The organism is Salinisphaera sp. C84B14 (genome assembly GCF_040361435.1).
Taxonomy (GTDB): domain Bacteria; phylum Pseudomonadota; class Gammaproteobacteria; order Nevskiales; family Salinisphaeraceae; genus Salinisphaera.
Window position 1 is genome coordinate 124,066 of record NZ_APNL01000010.1, and the last position, 23,194, is coordinate 147,259.

Here is a 23,194-nt window from a genome sequence, read left to right on the forward strand (position 1 = left end):
TAGGAATATCGTGTGTGCAAGCAAGCATTGATCAACCGCGTGCCGGCGCGCAACATAACAGTATTCCCGGGCCTGCTCGCGGTCTATAGCGTGGCTTTGCTTGCTGGCGCGCTTCTGCCGCTAGCTTTCGCGCCGTTGGGTTGGTATTGGCTCGCCGTGCTGTCGCCGGCTGCTCTATTCCTACTGGCCGCCCATCTACCGAAACGCCAAGCGCTCTGGACGAGCTATTTCTTCGGCCTGGGTTACTTCGGCGTAGGCGTGTCCTGGGTGTTTATCAGCATCAGTCGCTACGGCAGCGGGCCTGCGCTTGCCATGTTCCTCACTGCGGCCTTTGTGGCCTTGTTGGCCTTGTTCCCGTGGTCAGCGATATTTCTCGTGCGCACCTTATGCTCGCGGACGGGTGGTTTCGCACTGTGGCTTGGATTGCCGGCGGCATGGGTATTGAGCGAATGGGTCCGGCTCTGGTTCCTGACCGGCTTTCCTTGGCTTTTTCTAGGTTACAGCCAGATCGGCACACCGCTTGCCGCAATCGCACCGGTGTTTGGCGTGCTGGGCGTGAGCTTTGTTGTGGCCGTGATGGCAGGTGCTCTGGCGTGGACGATGCTTCGTTTCAGCTTGTGGCGCCTGGCAATCACAAGCGGCGCACTGGTGGCGCTATTGCTCGGCACATCACTGCTTGATCGTGAATGGACCGAGCCGGTCGCCAAACCCCTGTCCGTCGCGCTTGTGCAGGGGAATATGAAACAAGACAGGAAGTGGAAGCCGGAGGCGCTCGCGTTCACCTTGAGGCGCTATCGAGCGCTTACCCAACCCTACGCGGGAACCGACCTTATCGTCTGGCCGGAAACCGCCGTGCCGGCGTGGTTCGGTCAAGCCTCTGAATATTTAGACCGATTCCAAACACGCCTCGGCGCACGCGGATCGACCCTGATACTCGGGATTCCCGTGCGCACCGACCAAGGCCAGGCATACAATGCCGCCGTCAGTTTGGCTCGTCCGCGTCGGTTCTATTACAAGCGCCATCTGGTGCCCTTCGGTGAATACGTCCCACTGCGCGGACTCGTCGGCCCATGGCTCAATATCCTGGGCGCGCCGGTAGAAGACTTCAGTGCAGGCCAGCGACCGCGACTGCTATATGCCTCCGGCGTGCCCATCGGTGCATTGATTTGCTTTGATGTGGCGTTCGGCGCTGAAGTCGCCGACCTGCTCCCGGCCGCGCAGTTGTTGGTCAACCTGAGTAACGACGCCTGGTTCGGGGATTCCCTCGGGCCGCATCAACATCTGCAAATTGCGCAAATGCGCGCCATTGAGACTGGGCGTCCGCTCTTACGTTCAACCAACACCGGCCTCACGGCCATGATCGACCACAACGGTCAAGCGCTGGCCCGCGCGCCACAGTTCGAGTCGACTGTTTTGCCGGCAGAGGTTACACCGCGCACGGGGACCACGCCCTACGTCCGCTGGCGGGACAAGCCGGTACTGGCTTTCATTGGGATCGCGCTGAGCATGCTCGTTTGGGCAGGGAAAAGGCAAAGGGATTCTTCGCGCTGACTGCTTGACCCTTTAGTTGCTAGAGGTTTTATCGTCGCTATATGTTCAACAGAGTCGGTGCACGATTGCGCCGGTGGAGGTAACACGCGATGGCCGATTGCGGCTGTGAATTCGAGGCCGAAGACCAGGCCCAACAAAAGGCGCTCTACTGGCTGCTGGCGATCAATGGCGTCATGTTTCTGGCTGAATTCGGGATTGGTTTGCTGGGCGGCTCCACCGCGCTGATCGCCGATTCACTCGACAACTTCGCCGATGCGGCGGTTTATTCTGCCGGGCTGTATGCGGTGGGGCGCGCCGTCCATCACAAGGCGCGCGCGGCTTCCATTGGCGGCGTTGTGCAGATATTGCTCGCTTTGTTCGCCTTGGGCGAAGTGGTCCGGCGGACCGTTATGGGCAGCGATCCCGAGCCCGCCTACATGATAGCGATGGGCTTGGCGGCACTTGTCGCGAATATCACGTGTTTGCTCATCATCGCCCGCCATCGGGAAGGCGGCGTCCATATGCGCGCGAGTTGGATCTTTTCGGCCAACGATGTGATCGCCAATGTTGGCGTCATTGTCGGCGGCGCGCTTGTCTACTACTTCGACACGCGTTACCCCGACCTCATTATCGGTCTGGTCGTTGGTTTCATCGTCCTACGCGGCGGTGTCCGCATCCTGAAGGACGCGCGCAAAACGCGAGACGAACTTCAGGCATCGTCGCCCACGGGAGCCCTTTGACGTGGCGATATATACGTGCACTGCGAACAGGAGTCACAGCTCGTGTCTACGGGGTCGATAGGCGGCACGCTGAAAAGTGCTAGCCCGACCGACAAGCTGCGGTGGCTGGGGTTGTCTCTTGCGCTGCTGCTCGTAGATCAAGCAGCCAAGTACGCGGCCAGCACCTATCTTGACTATGGTGAGCGCAGAGCCGTCACAGAGTTTTTTAGCTGGACACATCTACATAATACGGGTGCCGCATTCAGCTTTCTGGCCGATGCGGGTGGGTGGCAACGGGCATTCCTGATCGGTGTCGCCGTTGTCATATCGGCCTTTCTGTTGCGCTGGCTGTGGCGCGGGGTGACTTCGCAAGGTCAAGGGATCGCGCTCAGTGCGATTTTAGGCGGTGCGCTGGGCAACTTGACGGATCGCCTGCTACGCGGCTACGTCGTGGACTTTCTCGATTTCCATTTCGCACAGTACCACTGGCCGGCATTCAACCTGGCCGACGTCTGGATCACAACCGGCGCTGCATCACTGATGTGGGCACATGCAAGATACCGCGAGTGAGCGTATCGGCCCGATCGCTGAGTCCCGGCTCGGGCTGCCCGAATCCCCACCGCTGGCCGGGCACGCTAGAGTAATTTTGAATGACAAGTACGGCTCGATACCTGAATCTCTACCGACCAAAAGCATGGAAAACACCATGAAGCTATTCGTAGCATTGCTGTTGAGCCTGCTTGGCTCCATTATCGGGATCGCCCCTGCCGCGGGACAGACCGGCCCGGGCCGCATGGGCGACGGCGGTCTGATGAACGGATCAATGATGCAATGCGGCATGATGGGTGGCCCGATGATGGCCGCGTGGGTGCTGTTTGCACTTCTCGTGTTGAGCGTATTGGTGCTCGCCGTGGTGCCGCTGATCAAATACCTGCGTAGCTGATGACGACTATCGACCCCAGACGCCGCATGCTATTGCGTTGCGTGGGCGGCCTTGCGGGTATCACCGCTTTGACGCCCACAGCTCTGTTGACGGCGTGTAAAGACAACGCGGCCGCGGGTACGAAACGCGAAGGCGCGGGCCATTACGGCCTCGAAAATGGCCCCTTCGACGTCGACATTCGGCTGCGCGCGCGTCCGGATACCGTGCCCATTTTGCCCGGCACGCCAAGCGAAGTCTGGCGCTACACGGCCGAACTGCGTAATGGCCCCGCGGATACCATCACCCCGGTGGGCGACAGCTACACCGGGCCGCTGATCCGGCTGCGCCGCGGCCAGCGTTTCCACGCCCGGTTGGAGAACAGCCTGCCGGAGGACACCACCGTGCATTGGCACGGGCTGCACGTGCCGCCGGATGTGGACGGCCAGCCACGGCTGCCGATCAAGCCCGACGAAGCCATGACCGTAGCCTTCGATGTGCGCGACCGCGCCGGGCTGTATTGGTACCACCCGCACCCGCACGGACCGGACGGCGGCCGGGTGGGCTTTCAAAGCTATGCGGGTTTGGCCGGCCCGCTGGTCATCGAGGACGAGGCCGAGCGCGCCCTGGGGCTGCCGGCCGGGGATCAGGAAATGATCCTGGTTCTGCAAGACCGCCGCTTCGCCGGCGACAACGAGTTGACCTATATCGGCAGCGGCATGGGCACCATGATGACCCGCATGCGCGGCTTTCTCGGCGACCGCATCCTGGTCAACGGACAACCGGATAGCGCACGCGAAGTCGCCACCCGGCCGTACCGTCTACGAATACTCAATGGCTCCAACTCGCGCATCTACAAACTGGCCTGGAGCGACGGCCGGCCCATGACTGTGCTCGGCACCGACGGTGGCCTGCTGGCGGCGCCGCGCCAATATCCCTTCGTGGCCCTGGCGCCGGCCCAGCGCATCGATCTGTGGGTGGATTTATCCGCAAACGACCCCGGCGATGAACTGCGCCTGCTCAGCGACAGCTACCAGGCCGGGATGATGGACAACATGATGGGCGGCGGAATGATGGGTAGCGGCATGATGGGCGGCGCAGACCTCCCCGCAGGCACACGCGTCCCGTTACTCGCCTTGCGCGTAACACGGCGCGAACGCGGCAAGGAACGACTGCCTGAACGTCTCGCCGAGGATTTGCAGACGCCACCGGTCGAGCGCGACACCCCGTTGCGCCGCTTCAAGTTGGGCATGGTCATGATGCGCGGCTTCGCCATCAACGGCCGCCGGTTCGAAGGCGCCACCGTGGCCGACCACGAAATCGTGCCCCTGGGACACACCGAGGTCTGGGAATTTGTCAATGACTCCATGATGCCGCATCCCATGCACGTGCACGGGCTGCAGTTCGCGGTCGTCGGGCGAGAGCAAATCGGCGGCCGCCGGGGCTGGAGCGGTCTGGCGGCCGGACTGGTCGATTCCGGGCTACACGACACGGTGCTTGTGTTGCCGGGCGAACGCGTGCGTGTCGCGTTGACCTTCGCCGACTTCGAGGGGCTTTATTTGTATCACTGCCACAACATGGAACACGAGGATAACGGCATGATGCGTTACTACCGCGTTCGTTCATAAACCGAGTTACTATCGTGTATAAAAAACCTCGACTCCGTACCCGGCTTCAGTCTTGTAAAGATAAAATCCAAGCCCTATAGTTTTTATATGAAGCGGTTCATTGCCCAATTGCTCGTGATGATCGTTATGCTCGGCAGCGTACTGGCGAGCCCCGCGGTCATGGCATGGTCCATGGAGTCCGAGACCCGGATGGACGATTGCGCACTTTGCCAGAACGAGTTGTCGAATCAGCCGCATTCGGCATCGGCTACCGCCAGCTGTGCCGTGGCCGCCTGCGCGATGGTCGCCAGCATGAACCGTACCGATATGCCGGTTTTTCATCCGGCGCCCGCGGCGCTGTTTCCTTCCCCGTCCGCCCATCGCGGCCGGCTGCTGGATGGCCCCGATCCCTTCCCTCCGCGTGACCTCCACGCCTGATCCGACGGGCGCCTAACGCGCCACGTTCCTCGGATTCTTCCTGGCGGTCGCTCGGGCAATTTGTGCCCGACCGCAGCGCTCCGCAGCACACGATCGTCGTGACCCGACGAAATACGGGTAATGCGAAAACCGTGCCCCTGAGGATGAATCCGGACACATCGATTCAAGTCACGTGGAGTCATATTCCGATGAAGAACATTCTAATTCGCGCCATAGCGATGTGGTCGCTCCTGGCGTTTGCCTCGGCCTTTACCGGCATCGCTTTCGCGGCGCCGATCCAGGCCGCCCTGTATCACAACCCCGGCTGTATGTGCTGCGAGAAATACGCCGACTACCTCAATGAAAACGGTTTCGACGTCGAAGTGCTCGACACCAACGATATGGCCGGCATCAACCGTCAGCACGGCGTGCCCGCCAAGCTCTCCTCCTGCCACACCATGATGGTCGGCAACTATGTCGTCGTCGGCCATGTGCCGGCGCAAGTAATCAACAAACTGCTGGACGAACAGCCCGATATCCGTGGCATCTCGCTGCCCGGAATGCCGATGGGATCCCCCGGCATGGGTGGCGAAAAGCAGGAACCTTTCGTGATTCACACGCTGAGTGATGACGTTTACACGACGTATTAGGCCTGTCTTCAGGCAACCATCGAGGAAATCAATGGTGAAAAGCTGCAATTCCGAAGCATCGACTTCGTCGTCCGACTCGGGTCATCCGGCCCGGCGCTGGCTCGAGCCACGCAGCGTGCTCGTGGGCGGCTTGGTCGCCGCGGTAATCGGGCTCGTATTCAACTGGAACTGGGTCGTGGCCATCGGGGCCGGGCCGCTGCTGTTCATCCTGCCCTGCATGATCATGATGGGCTGGATGATGTGGAGCATGCGACCGAAAGCTACTGATGATTCAACGGCCCGACAGGAACCAAACACGCAAACCCGTTATTCACAGCAGACAGCGCCGTTGAGCGCGCCTTCTGCACAATCCAAAGAGGACTAGAACCATGCGTACAACAGTAAAAACGATTATTGCCGCCGCTCTGATCGCGGGCGCACCCGCCGTACTCGCCGCCACGCCAGGCGACGATACCCAGTCGGCACCCGCGGACAACATGGGGCAGATGATGCAAGACGATAGTGAAAAGGGTCATGGCATGGGCATGAACAACAAGGACATGCCGATGATGAAAATGATGACCCGGATGAACGACATGATGGAAACCTGCAACAAGATGATGCAGAGCAAGATGGAGAATATGAACGGCCCGGACGGTTCGACCGACAAGGGCTAGACACGAATGCGCCGGCGGCCCCAATCCCGGTGGCCGCCGGCCTCTTCTTGATCGAACAGGAGTATAGAAATGAGCTTACATCTAGGCGATACCGCCCCGAATTTCACCGCCGATACCACCGAAGGCGAGATCGATTTCCACGAATGGCTTGGCGACGGCTGGGGCATGTTGATGTCGCATCCGGCCGATTTCACACCGGTCTGCACCACGGAGTTGGGCGCGGTCGGCGGACTCAAGGAAAACTTCGCCCAACGCGATGTGAAAGCCATCGTGGTCTCGGTGGATTCGGTGGATGATCACAAACGCTGGTCGGCCGATATCGAGGAAACCCAAGGCCAGTCCGTGAACTTCCCGATCATCGGCGACTCCGACCGCAAGGTCGCGGAACTCTACGACATGATTCACCCGAACGCCGGCGACACGTCGACCGTGCGCAGCGTGTTCATCATCGATTCCAACAAGAAGATCCGGATGACGCTGACCTATCCGAAGAGTGCCGGGCGTAATTTCGACGAGATTCTGCGGGTGATCGATTCGTTGCAGCTGACCGACAACTACAAGGTCACCACCCCGGCCAATTGGCAGGACGGCGACGACGTGATCGTGTCGCCGGCGTTGTCCAATGAAGAAGCCGAGAAGCTGTTCCCGGCCGGCTGGAACGAACTCAAGCCCTACCTGCGCATGACCAAGCAGCCGAACAAGTAACGACTGAGAGTGTGCTGCCCCGGATACAGGCGCGTCGCGTTGCTGTATCCGGGGCGTTACCGGCGATCACGTCATGAGCCGTCCGCGCTGGGTATGGACCCGATCGATGCATGACGTCGGCCATCCAATCAAAGGCTTGTTTCCGACATGCAAACCCAAGCTCCGTACCAAGAGGTTGTCGCGGAATACGCTCGGATTGCGGGCCGCTATGATCGGAAGTGGTCGTTCTATATCGAGGCGACGATGCAGGAGACGATCGCGCGTTTGCCGCTGGGCGAGGAGGATCGATTACTCGATGTGGGCTGCGGAACGGGCGCCCTGCTTTATCGTCTTGCGACCGTTCATCCCCCAACTCGGCTCGTGGGCGTGGATCCGGTACCCGCCATGCTCAAAATCGCGCGCCGCAAACTCCCGTCTGATATAGCGCTTCATGAGGGATGGGCAGAGCAGCTCCCATTTGCCGACGCACAGTTCGACCTCGTCGTTTCCTGCAGCATGTTTCACTACGTCGCGCGGCCGCTCGACGCGTTGATCGAAATGCAGCGCGTGCTGCGACCCGGCGGCCAGCTCATGCTCACGGACTGGTGTGGCGATTATCTGATGTGCCGGCTGTTCGAGCGCTATCAACGGCTGCGCGCTCATGCGCACGCACGGACCTATCGAACGCATGAGTGCGCTCGAATGCTCAAAGAAAGCGGCTACGCCGCCGTGCAGATCGAAACCTACAAAATCAACTGGCTCTGGGGGCTCATGACCGCCCGTGGTACCCATGTTCAAGCTTAATTTCCTACCGAAACGAAAAGATCGGCGAGAAGGCCGATGGCGATGAACGCAGATTTGCTGTTCGTCTGCCTGGCGTTGGCCGCACTGGGCCTCGTGTTGTTGGCCGTGGTCTTCCGCACATTGCTTCGCACCGCGCGCAGCGGGTGGCTGATAGCGGCTGTGGTGCTAACCGCGGCATTGCTCTGGATCGATATCGTCATCATCTGGTGCCTGGTCGAATACAGCCTGTTTGCTATCGATTTCAGTAGTGACGGTTTGCGCACGCTCCTTGAGCGCGCTGGCCCCTGGGCGCCTGCGGCTTCCATCGGCCTGATGACGGCTCATTCGTTCGTACCGTTCCCGGCCGAGGTGATCGCAATCGCCAATGGCGTCGTCTTCGGCTCCGGGCTGGGTGTACTGCTCACCTGGGCGGGTGCAATGATCGGCGCAATACTGAGTTACGAAATCGCAAGGGCCCTGGGCCCGGCCGCGCGGACGCGCTTGGTTCCGCTGCGTTACCAGGCGCGGTTGGATGCATTCGTGAGTGATAGCAGTATTACGACACTGCTGACCGCGCGCCTGATACCGATCATGTCCTTCAATCTGGTCAATTACGCCGCGGGACTCGCCGGCGTGCCACGGTGGACCTTCGTTTGGACAACTGGCGTGGGCATTTTGCCGCTGACCGTACTGAGCGTACTGCTCGGTAGTCAGGCGCTGCACTTGCCGGCCTATATCTGGATTCTGGCGGGGGGCGCCGCGCTGATCCTGTTCGGCGCGGCGCACGTCATCCGATCGCGGGGCGCGCATGAGCGAAACCGCGAGCACGACCATTCCAGGGCGCGGGATCGCCGCCGCCAAAACGCCAGGCGATGACGATCTGGACGAATCTCCTGCTGGCGCTGTTCGCCGGCGTGCTGCTCAATCTCACGCCGTGTGTGCTACCCGCGTTGCCCATCAAGTTGCGCACGATCGCGCGTGTGGTGGGCAGCGGTACGCGACAGCGCTTTTTGGCAGCGATCGCGCTGCTGGCCGGCACGCTCACCTTCTTCGGCGCGCTCGCTTTGGCGACCGCCATGCTGAACTGGACCTGGGGCACCCTGTTCCAGGCTTTCTGGTTTCGTACAGCACTGGCCTTTCTGCTCGCCGGCCTTGGCGTTTACAGTCTCGCGGGGCGCGGCGTGCAACCGCCCCAATGGGTCTATCGCGTCCAGGGCAACGGCTATGCCGAACCCTACTTGGCCGGTTTTCTGGCCGCGGTCTTGTCCGCGCCCTGCACCGGGCCTTTCCTGGGCGGCGTCATGGCATTTGCGCTCACGCAGGCGCCGAGCACGATCTTCGCGCTGTTCATGGCGGTGGGCGTCGGGTTGGCCCTGCCCTACCTCGTTCTGCTGGCCCAACCCGGACTACTGACACGCATACCACGCAGCGGCGCATGGCTGTCACGCGTGCAGCAGGTCATGGGCTTGATTCTCCTGGCCGGTGCGACATTCTTTGCAACGACCGTGCTCGCGGAACGCGTCGGCACCCTGCTGTGGACCGCCTGGCTCGGGACCCTGGCTTTCTGGTTGATCCGCGTATTGGTGGTCGGCCCCGGATTCGGCGCGCGTTTGGTACCGGCGCTCGTCTTGGTCGCTGGCGTGGCCGGCGCCGTCACGCTCGGCTTTGATCGTGGGGCCGGCGCACAGCACGCGTTGCCTTGGCAGCCGCTAACGGAGCGCGCGCTTGCCGAGGCCCGCACTGCCGGCGCGCCGGTGCTTGTCGAGTTCACGGCGGATTGGTGTATTAACTGCAAAGTTCTGGAACAAACCGTTTACGCCGACGCCACGATTGTGAAATCCGTCGATGCAGCCCAGATGCGCGTTCTACGCGCCGATCTCACGCGGCCGGACGCTGCGCTTGATGCCTACCTACGATCCTTCGGTGGCGCCGGCCTGCCCTTCGCCGTGGTCTTGAAGCCGGACGGGACCGTGCACCGACGCCTACCCGATCTATTTACGGTGGGCACTTTGAAAACAGCCATCGAAACCAGTGGAGAGCAGACGCGTGTCGACCCGTAAGAGTTTTGTCCTCACTTGGCTGTTGCCAGCGACCATCGCGGTCACGGTCAGCGGCCTTTTTCTTTTCTCGCAATGGACCGCGCCTAGTACGAAATCCGAAGTGCAATCGACGACCGACCAGTCGACCGTTAATAACCGGGATGGCAAGCGGAAGGTTGTTGACCTCTATACCGCGTCAGAGTCACCAACAGCCTCGAACTCCGCCCCGCCGCAAACACAACGTTTTAGCGCGGCCCACGTGGATCTCGACGCAACGCGCGACGGCAATACGATCCAAATAGAACTGGACATCGCTTCGGAGTGGCATATCAACGCCAACCCCGCCTCTTTCGACTTTCTTATACCGACCGAAATAAAGGTATTTGCTAACGGCGTGCTGTTATCGACCGAGCTTGCATACCCACCGGGCGATGAACTCGACGTCGGCCTTGAAGACCCGATCCTGGTGTATTCGGGCAAGGTTAAGTTGATAGCAGCTCTGGATAACGTTGCCAACAACGACATACCCACCGTCGAGGCCGTGGTACAAGCCTGTAATGACTCGGGGCTGTGCCTTCCGCCCTCAACGCTTTCTACGTCGATTCCGAGCACCGCGAACCCATCGCTACCTTAAGCTGCATATAAGCTTCAAAAAACTCTAAGGTCTCCGGTCGCTAATGTAAGCAGAGACGAGAACATGTCCGACCTCGCATGCATGCGCCTCGCGCCTTAGAACCACCCAACCTCGATGATTTACAAAAACCTTTTTTGCTCGAGCAAAACTTAGCCGGCGGCCATTGCGAGCCTCGTCCATTTTGATATAGTAGAAGAATGCGTGCCTTCTTGGTTCTAATTTTGCTGTTGCAAGCCTTGGTCGCCCAGGCGGGCGTTCCGGGGATATCTTGCCTGCACGATTCCGAGCACGCTAACGCGGAAACATCCGCTGTTACGAACCCGGGTGCGACGGCCAGCGAGCACTCGCACGCGACGAAGCACGTACAGGGTAATGGCGACTCCCCATCCCATGAGCGGTGCTGCTGCACGTTCATGGGCCATTGCTCCTCGAGTGCAGTCGACACCAGCTTCCGAACTGATGCGCTGTTTCCCCCTGCGGCGCACTTGGTGAGCCGTGCGTCTGTTTCGGTCGCACCCGGGTTCGAACACCCTCCCTATCGACCGCCGTCTATTCGCGTCTAATTGAAGCTTTTGGTGCATCACGCATGCGCCGAACATCAATCAGAACGGTGGTTGCAGCTTTTGCATAGCGTTTCACTAGGAGATTGTTGAAAGTCGCCACTTGGCGGTTATCTCAGCAAAGTCCTAGAGCGCCGTGCTGCGTCACCGTTCCCACGGAGACGCATTGTGCGAACTTGGAAAATTGTCATAGCGACCCTACTCGTGAGCTTGCTCATCGTAGGCGGCGCAGCCGCCGGAGTCATTTATTCCGGTGTTTATAACGTCGCGGCGACTAGCGAACACTGGCCGATCACGCGCTGGGCATTACAGAAAACGGTCCATCGCTCGGTTGAACAACAGGCCTCCGGCATCGAAGCCCCGAAGCTGGGCTCTGAAGACCAGTTACTGGCAGGCGCTGCCAACTTCGACGCTATGTGCAGCGATTGTCATGCCCCGCCCGGCGGCCAACAGTCGGTCGCGGCGCGCGGCATGTATCCCAGACCACCCGAGCTCACCCACGCGGCCAAAGAGAAAAGCCCAAGCGAAATCTTCTGGGTGATCAAGCACGGCGTCAAGGCGTCCGGCATGCCCGAGTGGGGCTCGTCACACAGCGACGCAGACATGTGGGCTATGACCGCGTTCGTCGAGAAATTGCCGGGAATGTCAGCGGCCGACTATGACCAAATGCTGGCACGGGCCGAAGCGAGCGGCGTCGGACACCACGCCATTGGCGGCGCACCCGATCATGGTGGTGGAAACGCAACTCGCGAAGTGGATGCGACGACCGGCTCGAGTAAAGGCCATAACGACGCGCACAGCGCCGGCTCGAACGAGGAGCATCACGATGAGGGCACCAAGGGGCCAGAGAGCGGCGGCGACTCAACCGCGGGTCACGACGATGGGCACGCGCATTAGGCGTGCAATCGTCGAAACACGGCTCGCATGTCATCCGAACCAATTGAATAACGAGGATATTTAAATGACTCGACATACACACGATAGCGACCGGCGTCGCCTGTTGCGCGCCATGGGCGCGACCGGCGTGCTGGCCGGCTTCAATGCGTTGTTACCAGCCTATGCCCGCAACGGCCTGGCCGCTGGCGCGGCAAGATACCTCGACACCGCCGCCGCTCAGGTCCCGGGCGGCGCCGCACGCGATGTGGTGATGGACGTCCATGTCCGCCGCGAGATGATCGATATCGCCGGCGGTCGCGCGTCGGCCATTACGCTGAACCACACCACGCCCGGCCCGATCGTCGAACTCTGGGAAGGACAGAACGCCCACCTGCGGGTGCATAACCATCTCGACGAGTCGACCTCGATCCACTGGCACGGCATTTTGCTGCCGTTCCAGATGGACGGCGTGCCCGGCGTCGCCTTTCCCGGCATCGATCCCGGCGAGACCTTCGAAGTCGATTTTCCGGTGCGCCAGGCCGGCACCTACTGGTACCACAGCCATTCCGGGCTGCAGGAGCAAGTTGGCCAGACCGGGCCGATCGTGATTCATTCGCAAGGCGACGACGGCATCAATGCCGACCGCGAGTACGTCATCGTACTCAACGACTGGACCTTCGAGGATCCGCATCGTCTGCTCGCAAAGCTCAAGGAAATGAGCGATTACTACAACTTCAGCGAGCGCACGCTCGGCGATCTGGCCGAGGATTTTCGCCAATCCGGCGTCGCCACCACGCTGAAGGATCGCCTTGCCTGGGGCGACATGCGCATGAGCCCGCGCGATATCGCCGACGTCACCGGTTACACCTATAGCTACCTGATGAACGGCGTACACCCGGATGCCAACTGGACCGGCCTGTTCACGCCCGGCGAGCGTATTCGCCTGCGCGTGATCAACGCCTCCGCGATGACCTATTTCAACGTCCGCATGCCGGGCTTGCCGATGACCGTGGTAGCGGCCGACGGCAAGGAAGTGCAGCCGGTCGAGACCGACGAGTTTCAGATCGGCGTGGCCGAGACCTTCGACGTGGTGGTCGAGCCCCGGGCCGATCAGGCCTACACGATCATGGCCGAAACCATGGACCGCAGCGGCTATGCCCGCGGCACGCTCGCGCCGCGGGCGGGCATGGTCGCCCCCGTGCCGGCACTGCGCGAACAGCCGCAGCGCACGATGATGGATATGGGCATGGACATGAGCCAGATGGACATGGGCGGCATGGACATGTCGCACAGCAAGAGCGCGAAACCGATGGGCCACGGCCAGATGGCGATGGATCACGGCTCGATGCAAAAGATGAACATGCCCAAAAAGGAATCGGGCATGGCCGGGATGTCGCATCAAGGCCACAAGATGGCCGACTCGAAGATGTCTGGAAAAATGGCCGGCATGGGCCACGATATGAAAAAGATGGCCCATGGCACGGGCCCGAATGCCGGGACCATGGGTACGGGCGCAATGATGGAACAATCCGGGCCGGTGATCGCCAAGCACGGCCCCGACATGCACGGTGCCGGCAATATCAACATCGCCAACGTACAGCGTGATCGCCTCGCCGAGCGCGGCACCGGGCTGGAGGACGTCAATCATCGCGTGCTCACCTACAGCCAGCTGCGTAACGTCGTTCCAATGCAGGACCGGCGTGAACCGTCGAAGACCATCGAGATCCATCTCACCGGCAATATGGACCGCTATATGTGGTCGTTCGACGGTGTGAAGTACTCCAATGCCACACCGATCGAATTTCCGTACGGCGAGCGGATCCGGTTGATCATGGTCAACGACACGATGATGGAACATCCCATCCATCTGCACGGCATGTTCATGGAGCTTGAAAATGGCCAGGGCGAGCACCTGCCGTTCAAGCACACCCTGAGCGTGCTGCCGGGTTCGCGCGCCTCGCTGCTGGTCACGGCCGACGAGCCCGGCCGCTGGGCCTTCCACTGCCACCTGCTCTATCACATGGAAATGGGCATGTTCCGCGTCGTGCGGGTAAGCGATCAATCGGGAGAAAACAATGCTTAAACAATCGACCCCAGCCATCCTCAGCGCGACTGTCCTTTTCTTGGGATCTACGGCCCCGGCTCTTGCCGCCTCCGATGGCAAAGCCGATCTCGACTCAGTGATACCCGGGGGGCCTGCCGACCCGAACAGCGGCGCACCGCTCAACTGGAAAAAACCGATCCACGATCAGCAGGTCCATAAGTTCTTTCTGATCGATCGCCTCGAATACGGTGATGTCGACGGCACCAACAACTATCTCTGGGACGCCCAGGGTTGGATCGGTGGTGATTACAACAAACTTTGGCTAAAGACCGAGGGTGAAGGCCCAATGCGCGGCGGCTCGCCCGAGGACACCGAGTTCCAAGCACTCTACAACCGCACGATCACGCCTTTCTGGAGCGCCCAGGCCGGTCTGCGCTACGACGTCAATCCAAACCCGGACCGCGGCTTTGCCGTACTCGGCCTGCAGGGGCTCGCGCCCTACTGGTTCGAATCAGATACGGCGTTGTTCGTTAGCGAAGACGGCGACGTGAGTTTCCGCGGCGAATTCGAGTACGAGCTGTTGCTTACCCAGCGTTTGATCCTGCAGCCACGGGCCGAAATCAATGCCTCAGCCCAGGATGTGCCGGAATACGGACTGGGCAGCGGTCTCAATAACACCGAGATGGGGATCCGGCTGCGCTACGAGATCAAGCGCGAGTTCGCGCCTTATATCGGCGTGCGTTGGGAGCAGACCTACGGCGAAACCAAGGACATCGCCCAGGCCGAAGGTGAGGAAACGTCGTCGACCGCTTTCGTGGTCGGTATCCGCGCCTGGTACTGATAGGGAAATCACCGGATGTATGGAGGGCGTTCATCTCGTTAGCATGTCTGTGGACTTTGCGTACGGGCTTGCAGCGAGCCAAAGAGGATAAAACGCAATGGCGTTAACGGGCCTACTCACCATCATGGGCACGATCGTGGCGGGCGCCCTGCTGTTGCAGTGGGTCGCGGCACGCACTCGTCGCGATCGCGTGGTCGAGTCGCAGAAGATCCCGTTTCTCGGGGGTAGCGCACCGAACACGCACGCCTGGCAGCGTTTTCATGTGCGTTACTACTCGATGACGCTACTGTTCATCGCCTTCGAGATGGAGATGATGTTCATGTACCCATGGGCGGTCGTGTACGTCGCCGAAGGCGTCAAGGCGCTCGCGGAGATGGGCATGTTCCTCGCTATCCTCACGGTGGGCATCCTCTACGGCTGGCGCGAAGGCATCTTCCGGTGGCAGTGAAGATGCTCGAACGCCTGGCGGCACGCGCCCCCGTGCCGGTATTCGTGGCCATGGGGCGCGACCGCGCCCCTGCCGTCGAGCGCTTGCTGCAGAGTGCGGATATCGACGTGACCGCCACACCCCGACACGCCAGCATCCTGTTGGTTGCAGGCCGCGTCCGGGATAGCGACCAGGCCTATCTCGACCGGCTCCACGACCAGCTGCCGCACCCACGCGCTACGTTCTGGTGGGGAGACGAACAGGGCGACGACGTGGACGAAGCGCAGCGCGCTGCGTCATCCGACGATCCAGTAATTTCTTTACGTGCGCTTTACCGCAACCTGATTTCCGGCGCCCATGCGTCGGAGACCCACCGGCTCGCGGACGAGCCACCCGCTCCCTGGCGCGGCAAGGGCGATCACGGTCAAGGCGGCGAAGGAATGATGGGTGGCGTGCCCTATGGACGCATGATGCCCATGCCGCCGACGCCCGATATTCGCGACGGTCTGGCGCTGGATATCTACACCACCCAGATCGGCCCGTTCATGCCGTACTGGCCCGCTGGGCTGGTACTAGAGGTCACGTTCCAGGGCGACGTGATCCAGTCAGCCGAAGTGGTTCACCCACCCTATCCGCCGCGCGACGTCGATCGCGTACCGTTCGACCGCTTGTTGCACGAAACGACGGCCTTGGCTCAGATCGAGCGCGCACGCGCTGCACACCATCTCGTGTGCATCGCCCGCGTACTGTCGCTTGTCGGATTGCCGACATTGAGCCGCCGCGCCCAAATTTTGGCGGTGCGTGTACGCGCTAACGAAAGGGTCACTATTGAGCCACTGCGAAAAGCCGCCGCCCGCGCGGGTTTGCGTGCTGCGCTCGCGCCGGGGCTCGGTCGTATCGATGACCGACTGGCGCGTGAACTCGGTGGGCCGGCACAACGCGCTGCCGGCGACGCCATCGACGACCGCAGCGATAACCCAACGTACACGCGACTTGACTTCACGCCGGTTACGCAAACGAAGAGCGACTGTCGAGCGCGTCTGGCGCAATGGTTCGACGAAGCCGAACAAGCGCTGGCACTCGTTTCGGCGGCACCCGACGCGATGATGGACCAAGGCGCACTTGTCGAGGCGCCCTGGGCGCTTCGGGCACCGCCGATCGACTATCGCGTAACCGAGCTGTTACCCGGACTTGAATGGAGTGAGGCGCTGCTGGTGCTCAACAGTTTCGATAGCGCCGCGCTGTGTCGCATGGCGCCACTGGAGGCCCCATGACCCCGATCGTTCTGACCGTGGCCTGGGTCGCTTTCCTCCTCGGCATGGCGTGGTACATAGCCGTGCTCGACGGTCTATGGTCGGCCGCGCGCGAAGGTCGACCGCCGCGCGCCCCGCTCGCCAACCCGCTCTACCGGTGCGCTACGATGCTGCGCCAGCAGTCCAATCTGACTGAAGCGCCGGATTTGCTGAACTGGCGTCTGGCGCCTGCACTGTATGCCGGGCTGGCCGGTACCGGCGTCGCGCTCGTGCCCTTCTCCGGTGCCAGCGTGCTTGCGGACCTCGAAGTCGGCATCGTCTGGTGGGGCGCCGTCGAAGCGCTGACGGTCGTGGTCGTCTTCCTGCACGGTTGGTCGGCCAACTCTCAACTCGGCCTGATCGGCGCCTACCGCTATGTCGCCATCGGGCTGCCGGTGATGCTGATCAGCATGTTCGTGCTTATCGCCGCGGCGTTGCCCGCCGAGTCGCTGGCTGTTCCGAAGATCATCGAATCCCAGCGCGAACTCTGGAATGTCATCCGCCAGCCGCTCGGGCTCCCGCTTTTCCTGCTGCTTGGCCTGTCTCTAAGCTTCAGAGGCCCGTTCAACTATGCCGACTCGGCGGATATTGCGGGCGGCACCGCGGCCGAGGTATCCGGCGCGCCGCGACTGGTCTGGGAATTCGCGCGGCTCGCGATGCTTACAGCGGTGGCCACCGTAGCGGCCAGTGTATTCCTGGGCGGCTACCTGGGGCCCTGGCTGCCCGGGCCGGTATGGCTGGTGCTCAAGACCGCAGCCGTGCTTCTGGCCCTGGTCGGCCTCAGCCACCAGCTGGCTCGGATTTCGCCAAGTCGGATGATGACTTTGATCTGGACGGTGCTACTGCCGCTATCGTTCGTGCACCTGGTATGGGCCGGAGTACTGGCGCTATGAACGTCACCGATATCGCATTCTGGATCTTCGCGGCGATCGCCGTGGTAAGCGGCTGGCGCGTGTTCTGCACCGACTCGATGGTTCGCGCCTCGTTCCTCCTGATGCTGTCGTTCATCGCCGTCGGCTTGATCATGGTCTTGCTGAACGCGCCATATCTCGGCATCGCGACCGTCTTCATGATGGCAGTGGAGATGATGGTGATGGCGTTGTTCATGGTCATGTACATGATGAACCCGGCGGGCCTGAATCCGATGATGATGGTGCACCAGCACCGTTTCTCGATCGCGGCCGGCGTCTTCCTCTTCGCGGCACTGGCCGGTCTGATCATTGTCACGCGCTTTGCCTCCAACCCGGTCGCACCGGGCACCGAGGTCGTCGCCGGTCTCGGCAAGGAACTGCTCGGCGACTCGATGCTCATCTTCGAAACCGCCGGTGTCACGCTGCTGGCAACCATGGTTGCCAGCGTCATTCTGTCGAGCCGCAGCGGACGCTTCGGCGCCGCCGATACGGGCTCGGTACCGCCGCCCCTGGAACCGGGTGGCGAGCCGGCGGGCCGTCAGCCGGAACAGGGCGGCGGCCACGCCCATCATCACCACTGATCGAGAGGCGCTCATGACACTCACAACGATATTGGTCGTCGCCGCCGCGCTCATCGGCATCGGGCTCTACGGCACGTTGTCGCAACAGTCTTTCGTGATGCTGATGATGGGCCTCGAACTGATGCTCAACGGCGTCATGCTCGCAGCGGTCGGTTTCTGGTCGCTTACCGCAGGCGGCCTGCCGACAGGCCAGCTGCTGACCATTATCGTGATGGCCGTGATGGCGGTCGAAATGGCCGTAGGCTTCGCATTGATCACTGCGGTCTACCGCAATCGCCAGGCTGATGTCACCGAAGGCCTGACGACGCTGAAGCATTGATCATGCTCTGGCTTGTCGCCCTGTTTCCGCTTTTCGCTGCCGTGATCGTTCATGCGTCGCCGATGCAGCGCCGCCCCGCTCTGGGCGCTGCGGGCCTTGGTGTGCTGCTCGCCACACAGTTGCTGACGGTTTTTGCGGGCCTGGAGGGCTGGGTCGGACGATTCGCCTGGAGTACCCCGCTTCAGTTCGAGGTGGTGCTGACCTCACGGTCGGTCGTCATGGCGTTGCTGGTACCGGTCATTGCGCTACCCGTGCTGGCCTACGCCGCGGCCCACGAACGCTTGCAGGGTTTGAACCGTCTGGTATCGCTGTTACTGCTGTTCGTCGGCGCCATGCTGTTGCTGGTGATCGCGGCCGACCTTATCACCCTGCTTATCGGCTGGGAGCTAGTCGGCGCCTGCTCTTGGGCCTTGATCGGGCACGAACGGCAACGCGTATCGCATGCGGCCTCGGCGCGCTACGCATTCGTGATGACCCGTTTCGGCGATCTCGGACTGTTCGTCGCGGCCATGGTCGTGTTCAGGGATACGGGTACCTTCGCTTTTGCCGCGCTCGAAACCCTCGGTGGGCCGCAGCAAACGATTCTGGTTGCCGGGATCGTACTGAGCGCGGCCGCGAAATCCGGCCAGCTCCCGTTCGCGCCGTGGTTGTTTCGTGCCATGGACGGGCCGACGTCGGTGTCTGCCCTGCTGCATTCGGCCACCATGGTCGCTGCGGGGGCCTATCTGTTGATCCGGCTCGAACCGATACTCGCTCAGATGCCTTGGTTTGAACCTGCCACAATCGGCATCGGTCTCGCCACGGCGCTTGCAGGCGGTCTGACCGCCCTGCTCCAGCCTCACGCAAAGAAATTGCTCGCGGCTTCCACCTCTGCACACTACGGTTTGATGTTCGTCGCGGTCGGCGCTGGCTATCCTGAAATAGCGCTGCTGCATCTGGTGGCGCACGCGGTATTCAAGGCATTGCTGTTTCTAAGCGCCGGCATCGCGGGCCGTCAGGCCGTGAGTTTCAGCCTAACGGAGATGGGCTTCGGCCGCGTGCTGCCGGTCACGGCCGTGGCAACTGCGGTCGGCGGGCTCGCCTTGGCCGGCATACCGCCGCTGGGCGCAGCGTGGACGAAGGAAATGATGGTCGCGGCGGCCGGGCATTTCAGCCCTTGGTTGGCGTTTGCCGTCATGCTCGCCGGCGCCCTGAGCGCAGCCTATGCCATGCGCTTTGTCTATAGCGTCTACGGTCCCGGTGCCGACGATATCGCCGCCACGTCGCGAACGACCGAAACAATAGCGATCGGTTTGCTGGCCACAGCCAGCCTGGCGCTAGCCCTACTCTGGGTGCCGGTCATACAGCAGGCGTTGGGCGGCTGGTTCGCGACCCCGTTTCCGGCGCCTCCGGCCTGGGAGACCATTGGCTCGTTGCTGGCTGTCGGCGTCGGTCTTTACGCCGGCCTCATGATCGCGCGCCAGCACCCGGCCCTGGGCGCGAGCGGCGCGCTCGCAAGCTGCGCCGACTGGCTTGGCCTGCCCTTCGCGATCGATCGCTTGATCGGGCGCCCCATTCAGGCGCTCGCACAGCGCTGCGCAGGATTCGACGATGCCATCATCGATGGCGCCGTGCGCCGAATCGGCGCCGGCGGGCTCTTCACAGCGCGTGTCGCCTATCGAGGGCTAGACCGTCTTGCCGACGGCCTGCCGGAGGGCGCCAATCGCTGGTTTGCCCTGAGCGGCGATGACAGCCGCCGTTTCCAGACCGGGCTTTCACACCACTATCTTGCCTTCATGGCCGCGGGCGCCGTGGTGTTGGCGATCATTCTCTTTGTGGGGCGCTAGCATGCTCACGGCCACCATTCTGATCCCGCTGCTGGGCGCGCTCGCGTTCAGTTTCTTACGCCTGAATGAACCAGCGTACCGATGGCTCGCCTGCGGCGTAGGCAGTGCGCCGTTACTCCTGCTCGCAGCGGTCTGGCTCGGCTTCGATACCAGCGCAGGCGCACCCGCGTTCCAGTACGTCATCGACTATCCCTGGATTCCGGCACTCGGCATCGGCTGGCGTATGGGTGTCGATGGTATCGCGCTGGTAGTCGCCACAATGAGCGCCCTGCTGTTCGTCGCGGCGATCGCTTGGCCTGCGGAAACGCGGGGTCGGGCGCGAGAATACTACGCGTGGTTTCTATTTCTCGAAGCGGTATCGCTCGGCGTGTTCCTTACTCTGGATCTGGCGCTGTTCTATGTCTTCTTCGACCTGAGCCTGGTTGGTCTGTTCTTCCTGATCGGGCGTTGGGGCCACGGCGATGCCGAGCGAGCCGCGATCAAGTTCTTTGTCTATACGTTCGCCGGTTCTTTGGCCATTCTGCTGGCGATCATCGGCCTGGTGCTGGCGACCGACCCGCTGACCTTCGACATGCGTACGCTGATCGCCGAACAGGCACTCGCAGGCATGGACCTGCGCGCGACGCTAGTCCTTGTGGGATTCGTCGTCGGCTTCGGTATCAAGACGCCGTTCGTACCCCTGCATACCTGGCTGCCGCCAGCGCACGTGAATGCGCCCGGTCCGGCTTCGGCCGTGCTCGCGGGCGTGCTCCTCAAGATGGGCGCCTATGGTCTCATTCGCATTCCCTATTCGATGCTCAGCGAGACCTTCGCACGCTATGCTTTCGCGCTGGCCGTTCTGGCGGTCATCTCGATCCTATGGGGTGCGCTGGTCTCGATGGCGCAGCGCGATCTCAAACGCCGCATTGCCTATACGTCAGTCAATCATATGGGTTATGTGCTGCTGGGTATCGCCGCGGCCGCAACGATAGGCGGCGAGCAGGCCGCGCGGCAGATGGCGTTAACCGGTGCCACCGTAGAAATGGTCGCACACGGACTGATCACCGGCGCGCTGTTCTTAATCTGCGGCGCGTTCTGGCAGCGCACCGGCGACTACGACCTCGAGCAGTACGGCGGTCTGAGCCAGGTCGCGCCGAACCTCACACGTTTCACGGTTCTCGCGTCGTTCGCGAGCCTGGGTTTGCCGGGGCTCGCCGGTTTCGTTGCCGAGCTGCAGATATTTGTCGGTGCTTTCAGCGTCTATCCGTGGCTGGCCGCCATCGCGCTGCTGGGTATTCTGATTACCGCCGCGCTCTTCCTGCAGATGCTGCAACAGCTGTTTTTCGGTGAGCTGCCGGCGGACCGCAAGAGCTTCGGCGATCTCGCGCGCGTCGAAATCGGCGTCCTCGCCATACTCGCACTGCTGATCGTGGTGATCGGCATATATCCAAATTGGCTGCTGACACCGATCAACAGTGCAACCGCCTTATTGACGGCCGGGTTCTAGGATGCCGGTCAGCGACGTTCTCCCCGAACTCAGCGTTCTGGTCAGCGCGGTGGTGCTGCTACTGGCGGCGAGCTTCATGCGCGAGCGCGATCAGTGGTTGGCTGCCCCGGGCGCGCTCATCGGTCTGACCGTGGCAGCCGCGTTCTGTCTCGCCCAATTGGGCGAGGCCCCGAGACTGACTTTTTCGGGGGTCTGGGCCTTCGACGGCGCCAGCATCTGGGCGCGCGTGATCATCCTGGCCACGGCTGCCTTGAGCGTTCTGCTGACGCCCGAATGGCTGCGCAGCGACCGGCGCCACGGCGAATACTATGCGATCTTGTTGTTGGCCACACTCGGGGCCATGCTGCTTGCCGGCGCGGCAGACCTGATGCAACTGATTATGGCCGTCCTGCTGTCCTCGGTGACGGGCTATACGCTGGCCGCGTACCACCGTAGCTGGCCGCTGTCGGTCGAAGCCGGCATGAAGTATTTTCTGGTTGGCGCGTTGGCGAACACCCTACTCGTGCTCGGAGTGACGTTGATGTTCGGGCTGTTTGCCACCACGGACTACGGCGAGTTGGCCGCCCGCACGAACGACAGTCCGCAATGGATGACGCTCGTCGCCTTCAGCCTTGTCGTTGTGGGTGTCGCGTTCAAGCTCGCTGCCGTGCCGGCCCATACCTGGATGCCGGATGTCGCCGAGGGCGCGCCGCCGCCCGCGGCCGCCTTTCTCACTATTGCACCCAAGGTCGGCGCGGCCATCGCGCTGGCCCGCTTCGTCGATCTGTTCCCGCAGCAAGACATTGCCTGGCGCGCCGTGGTTGCTACGATCGCGGTCGCGACCATGACCATCGGCAACCTGGGCGCGCTTGCTCAGAATGACGTGCGGCGCATGCTGGGCTGGTCCTCGGTCTCGCAATCCGGCTACGCACTGATGGCGGTTGTCGTGCTGGGGCTCGACCCCTATGCCCTGCCGGCTTTGCTGTTCTTTCTCGCAGGTTATGCCGTCGCGAACCTCGCAGCATTTGGTGTCGTGACGCAACTACGCGGGCGCACGAACCTGGCCGACTATCGCGGCCTCGCCACCGCTCATCCGCTGCTCGCGGCCGCACTGATCCTGAGTTTCCTATCGCTGGTGGGTATTCCACCGCTTGCCGGTTTCGTCGGCAAGCTGGCGCTGTTCGTCACCACGATTGAATCCGGCTACGCCTGGCTGGCGGTGCTCGCGCTGGTCAATACCGTGGTCTCGCTCGTTTACTACCTACGCGTGTTGGCACCCGTATATTTCGCCGAGCCGGCACGGCCCATGCACACACTCGGCTACTGGGCGGCAACCTCTGTCTTCTTATGCGCGTTGTTTACTATCGCTCTAGGCGGCTTGGCGGATCCTCTCTGGCGGATGCTGTCACAAGCC

At 61.9% G+C, this 23,194-nt stretch carries 25 protein-coding genes; all 25 read left to right on the forward strand.

Annotated elements, in window-relative coordinates:
* Positions 1 to 12 precede the first annotated feature (12 nt).
* Positions 13 to 1,551 (forward strand): apolipoprotein N-acyltransferase, encoded by a 1,539-nt coding sequence (gene lnt, locus C84B14_RS10640; protein WP_006911930.1) that lies wholly within the window; start codon positions 13 to 15, stop codon positions 1,549 to 1,551.
* An 89-nt stretch (positions 1,552 to 1,640) separates the two neighbouring features.
* The gene (locus C84B14_RS10645; RefSeq protein WP_006911931.1) at positions 1,641 to 2,270 is read left to right on the forward strand and encodes a cation diffusion facilitator family transporter; all 630 of its coding nucleotides are present in this window, start codon (positions 1,641 to 1,643) and stop codon (positions 2,268 to 2,270) included.
* A gap of 42 nt (positions 2,271 to 2,312) precedes the next feature.
* Positions 2,313 to 2,819 (forward strand): signal peptidase II, encoded by a 507-nt coding sequence (gene lspA / locus C84B14_RS10650; RefSeq protein WP_021031445.1) that lies wholly within the window; start codon positions 2,313 to 2,315, stop codon positions 2,817 to 2,819.
* Positions 2,800 to 3,192, forward strand: coding sequence for a hypothetical protein (locus C84B14_RS10655; protein WP_353223967.1), 393 nt, complete (start codon positions 2,800 to 2,802; stop codon positions 3,190 to 3,192). Before lspA ends, C84B14_RS10655 begins: the two co-directional genes overlap by 20 nt.
* Before the next feature lie 26 nt (positions 3,193 to 3,218).
* The gene (locus C84B14_RS10660) at positions 3,219 to 4,796 is read left to right on the forward strand and encodes a multicopper oxidase family protein (RefSeq protein ID WP_123657086.1); all 1,578 of its coding nucleotides are present in this window, start codon (positions 3,219 to 3,221) and stop codon (positions 4,794 to 4,796) included.
* An 87-nt stretch (positions 4,797 to 4,883) separates the two neighbouring features.
* The gene (locus C84B14_RS10665; protein WP_006911935.1) at positions 4,884 to 5,213 is read left to right on the forward strand and encodes a hypothetical protein; all 330 of its coding nucleotides are present in this window, start codon (positions 4,884 to 4,886) and stop codon (positions 5,211 to 5,213) included.
* Positions 5,214 to 5,431: 218 nt separating this feature from the next.
* On the forward strand, positions 5,432 to 5,842 hold the full coding sequence (locus tag C84B14_RS10670; protein ID WP_161627807.1) for a DUF411 domain-containing protein: 411 nt from the start codon (positions 5,432 to 5,434) through the stop codon (positions 5,840 to 5,842).
* Positions 5,843 to 5,876: 34 nt separating this feature from the next.
* Complete coding sequence (locus C84B14_RS10675; RefSeq protein WP_353223969.1) at positions 5,877 to 6,206, forward strand: hypothetical protein; 330 nt, start codon at positions 5,877 to 5,879, stop codon at positions 6,204 to 6,206.
* A 4-nt stretch (positions 6,207 to 6,210) separates the two neighbouring features.
* The gene (locus tag C84B14_RS10680; protein WP_006911938.1) at positions 6,211 to 6,498 is read left to right on the forward strand and encodes a hypothetical protein; all 288 of its coding nucleotides are present in this window, start codon (positions 6,211 to 6,213) and stop codon (positions 6,496 to 6,498) included.
* A gap of 69 nt (positions 6,499 to 6,567) precedes the next feature.
* Complete coding sequence (locus C84B14_RS10685) at positions 6,568 to 7,203, forward strand: peroxiredoxin (RefSeq protein WP_353223971.1); 636 nt, start codon at positions 6,568 to 6,570, stop codon at positions 7,201 to 7,203.
* A 147-nt stretch (positions 7,204 to 7,350) separates the two neighbouring features.
* A complete protein-coding gene (locus tag C84B14_RS10690; RefSeq protein ID WP_006911940.1) occupies positions 7,351 to 7,986 on the forward strand; it encodes a class I SAM-dependent methyltransferase in 636 nt (211 codons plus the stop codon).
* A gap of 36 nt (positions 7,987 to 8,022) precedes the next feature.
* On the forward strand, positions 8,023 to 8,841 hold the full coding sequence (locus tag C84B14_RS10695; RefSeq protein ID WP_353223972.1) for a TVP38/TMEM64 family protein: 819 nt from the start codon (positions 8,023 to 8,025) through the stop codon (positions 8,839 to 8,841).
* Positions 8,838 to 10,025 (forward strand): protein-disulfide reductase DsbD family protein, encoded by a 1,188-nt coding sequence (locus tag C84B14_RS10700; protein WP_353223974.1) that lies wholly within the window; start codon positions 8,838 to 8,840, stop codon positions 10,023 to 10,025. Before C84B14_RS10695 ends, C84B14_RS10700 begins: the two co-directional genes overlap by 4 nt.
* Positions 10,012 to 10,638, forward strand: a complete 627-nt coding sequence (locus C84B14_RS10705) for a protein-disulfide reductase DsbD N-terminal domain-containing protein (protein ID WP_353223976.1) — start codon at positions 10,012 to 10,014, stop codon at positions 10,636 to 10,638. Before C84B14_RS10700 ends, C84B14_RS10705 begins: the two co-directional genes overlap by 14 nt.
* Before the next feature lie 764 nt (positions 10,639 to 11,402).
* Positions 11,403 to 12,095, forward strand: coding sequence for a c-type cytochrome (locus tag C84B14_RS10710; protein WP_353220586.1), 693 nt, complete (start codon positions 11,403 to 11,405; stop codon positions 12,093 to 12,095).
* 64 nt (positions 12,096 to 12,159) lie between these two features.
* Complete coding sequence (locus C84B14_RS10715) at positions 12,160 to 14,157, forward strand: copper resistance system multicopper oxidase (protein ID WP_348767929.1); 1,998 nt, start codon at positions 12,160 to 12,162, stop codon at positions 14,155 to 14,157.
* A 97-nt stretch (positions 14,158 to 14,254) separates the two neighbouring features.
* Positions 14,255 to 14,959 carry a copper resistance protein B gene (locus tag C84B14_RS10720; RefSeq protein ID WP_353223978.1) on the forward strand — a complete coding sequence of 235 codons (705 nt, stop codon included), beginning with the start codon at positions 14,255 to 14,257 and terminating at the stop codon, positions 14,957 to 14,959.
* Positions 14,960 to 15,056: 97 nt separating this feature from the next.
* Positions 15,057 to 15,407 (forward strand): NADH-quinone oxidoreductase subunit A, encoded by a 351-nt coding sequence (locus tag C84B14_RS10725; protein WP_123657066.1) that lies wholly within the window; start codon positions 15,057 to 15,059, stop codon positions 15,405 to 15,407.
* On the forward strand, positions 15,398 to 16,660 hold the full coding sequence (locus C84B14_RS10730; RefSeq protein WP_353223980.1) for an NADH-quinone oxidoreductase subunit D-related protein: 1,263 nt from the start codon (positions 15,398 to 15,400) through the stop codon (positions 16,658 to 16,660). The genes C84B14_RS10725 and C84B14_RS10730 overlap by 10 nt, the downstream gene beginning before the upstream one ends.
* A complete protein-coding gene (locus C84B14_RS10735; RefSeq protein WP_123592616.1) occupies positions 16,657 to 17,571 on the forward strand; it encodes an NADH-quinone oxidoreductase subunit H in 915 nt (304 codons plus the stop codon). The genes C84B14_RS10730 and C84B14_RS10735 overlap by 4 nt, the downstream gene beginning before the upstream one ends.
* A complete protein-coding gene (locus C84B14_RS10740; protein WP_353223982.1) occupies positions 17,568 to 18,170 on the forward strand; it encodes an NADH-quinone oxidoreductase subunit J family protein in 603 nt (200 codons plus the stop codon). The genes C84B14_RS10735 and C84B14_RS10740 overlap by 4 nt, the downstream gene beginning before the upstream one ends.
* 13 nt (positions 18,171 to 18,183) lie before the next feature.
* Positions 18,184 to 18,489 carry an NADH-quinone oxidoreductase subunit NuoK gene (nuoK, locus tag C84B14_RS10745; RefSeq protein WP_209064678.1) on the forward strand — a complete coding sequence of 102 codons (306 nt, stop codon included), beginning with the start codon at positions 18,184 to 18,186 and terminating at the stop codon, positions 18,487 to 18,489.
* Between the two features lie 2 nt (positions 18,490 to 18,491).
* Positions 18,492 to 20,315 (forward strand): NADH-quinone oxidoreductase subunit 5 family protein, encoded by a 1,824-nt coding sequence (locus C84B14_RS10750; protein ID WP_353223984.1) that lies wholly within the window; start codon positions 18,492 to 18,494, stop codon positions 20,313 to 20,315.
* Entirely contained in the window at positions 20,215 to 21,801 is a 1,587-nt protein-coding gene (locus C84B14_RS10755; protein ID WP_353223986.1) for a complex I subunit 4 family protein, read from the forward strand. The genes C84B14_RS10750 and C84B14_RS10755 overlap by 101 nt, the downstream gene beginning before the upstream one ends.
* A 1-nt stretch (position 21,802) precedes the next feature.
* On the forward strand, positions 21,803 to 23,194 hold a 1,392-nt coding region (locus tag C84B14_RS10760), incomplete at its 3' end, for an NADH-quinone oxidoreductase subunit N (protein WP_353223988.1).